Source organism: Shewanella sp. SW24 (assembly GCF_025653395.1).
Lineage (GTDB): Bacteria > Pseudomonadota > Gammaproteobacteria > Enterobacterales > Shewanellaceae > Shewanella > Shewanella oncorhynchi.
In genome coordinates, this window is sequence record NZ_JAKKSH010000063.1 from 1 (window position 1) to 1481 (window position 1481).

The 1481-nt window shown below is 42.5% G+C and carries 1 protein-coding gene; it reads right to left on the minus strand.

Annotated elements, in window-relative coordinates:
• Positions 1-1279: 1279 nt before the first annotated feature.
• Positions 1280-1465: a hypothetical protein gene (locus tag L5M17_RS22840; RefSeq protein ID WP_173244884.1), complete on the minus strand. Its 186-nt coding sequence runs from the start codon at positions 1463-1465 to the stop codon at positions 1280-1282.
• Between the last annotated feature and the right edge of the window lie 16 nt (positions 1466-1481).

Below are 1481 nucleotides of genomic sequence, written 5' to 3' on the forward strand. Positions count from 1 at the left end.
AGAACAAAATAAACCGTGAAATAGGTTTGCTGTAGTCCGGATGTCCGGAGTTAGTTTGGGTGTAACAGGAACCCAAACCTAAAACCCTGTCGGTCGGGGGCGCTTCGCTTGCCTCCCCCTTCCTCCACGCTGCAACAAGGACAAGTTGCACGCCGTCAGAAACTCTCAAAATGAGAGTAGAGTCCACTGTTAAAGTATGTGGACTCAGGGGCTCTCGCTGTCACTTGGGGCCTTTCCCGCTATGGCGGGCCCCTTTCCAAGTTCTCGCTTAATCCCCTTCGAAAAAGTACCACCAATGGTACAAAAGTGCAGTATTACTATAGTGCACTTTGCTGTCTGGCCTCTGGTACCTTCCCGCCCCATAACGGGGCTAGCAGGTACCGTCCGGCCAGAATGCCAGAGACTGAAATCGCTTTGAATATTGTAAACAGAAATCAACTTTAGGTGGGACTGGAAAGGACGTTGAAAAGCGGCTTGGCAGGGAGAAAGCTCGGGGCAAAAAGCGCCCCTATTAAGAGCGCTTTGCATGGGGAGACCCCATCCCCCCTTAGCTAAAATTCCCCGCTATCATTATCAGCAGATGTACAAGTGGGATACATGATGAAAAACATAGTCGGTGTTGATGCTCGATAATGATTTTATGCTCGATAACGACTGTATTTTGTTTATTGGACATTAAAAACTCCTTAGCAAAATTACAGACTTATCTGTATTTGATAAAAAACCTCCGTTCCATTAAGATGGAAACGTAGAGTTACTTATCATGTACTACGTAAGTAAGTAATTTTGCAGATTGAAATGATAATCGGTAGCAGCCCTTCGAAAGTTTGCTACCGATTTTTTTTGCCTTAAATTTAAAGCAACATGCCGATAGTGGCACGACAATTAGGTTTAGTCAATAGATTGGCATTTTGTATGTGACTGTATAATAAAGGTATTTCGGGGTGCCGAAATTATTTAATAGGTCTATAAATAAGGATTGTACAATCTTCAAATCTAATAGGTTACTAGAAAAGTTGATAGATTTATTAATGCTTGAAAGCTATTAGGAAGATTTAGATTTACACAATTTTAGGTAACAAAATCAAGACAGATTCCCCTCTTTACGAAGTCGTAAAGGACTTCGCACAATCCAAGTTATGCAAAACTCAGCCCTTTCAGGGCTGTTTTTTTATGTCCGGATGCTACAAAAAAAAGCAGTTTTACATAACGTGAGATCACATTGTGCGCAGTTTTGTGTAGAAGGGATTAGATGTGCCGATAAGTGTCGTTATCGGCATTAGCGATGTCTAAATGGTTCTTCTGGTGTGACTCTTCGCAGTTCGCCTTGGCAATGTGGGCACTGGATAAATATCGAGTCAAAATCATCGTACCACCAAGGCTTATTACAGTTGTTACATTGCAGCTCGGGCTTATCTTGGCGTTCAACCATACTGTAGCCGCCATCATAAGGGATTATTTGCATGATGCTGTATCCTTAA

Excerpts from the sequence above, each read along its gene's own strand:
- L5M17_RS22840 (WP_173244884.1), bottom strand. The coding sequence starts at position 1,465 with ATGCAAATAATCCCTTATGATGGCGGCTACAGTATGGTTGAACGCCAA.